At 70.0% G+C, this 383-nt stretch carries 1 protein-coding gene; it reads left to right on the top strand.

The features are described from left to right. Positions 1-383 (top strand): FAD-dependent monooxygenase (locus tag RNB18_RS53435; protein ID WP_311721236.1); only part of this gene is annotated, 383 nt, incomplete at both ends.

The raw sequence follows: 383 nt of genomic DNA, 5'->3' as shown, positions 1-383 counted from the left end.
CGTATGCCTCCTCCCGGCGCCCCAGGAGCACATCGAGAAGGTTCTCGCCGAACGCGCCGTGGAACTGGGCGTCGATCTCCGCAGGGGCCAGGAGGTGACAGATGTGCAGCAGGAGGACGACTTCGTCCGGATCACCCTGGCCGACGGAGAGACGTTCACCACCCGCTACCTGGTAGGGGCCGACGGCGGCCACAGCATGGTGCGGCGCCTGTCCGGCATCGACTTCCCCGGCGTGACCACCGACGACTTCATCACCCGCTCCGCGCACGTGTCCGTGGCGGACGAGCACCTGGGCCCCGACGGCAGCCTGCACGTCCCCGGCTACGGCACCCTGCCGCCCCTGCTCTACGTGCGCACGGAGTACGGCACGATCGCGTGGGGTC

Source organism: Streptomyces doebereineriae (assembly GCF_031845645.1).
Lineage (GTDB): Bacteria > Actinomycetota > Actinomycetes > Streptomycetales > Streptomycetaceae > Streptomyces > Streptomyces canus.
Note: the sequence above shows the minus strand (reverse complement) of the source record. Positions and strands in the feature narration are given on the sequence as shown.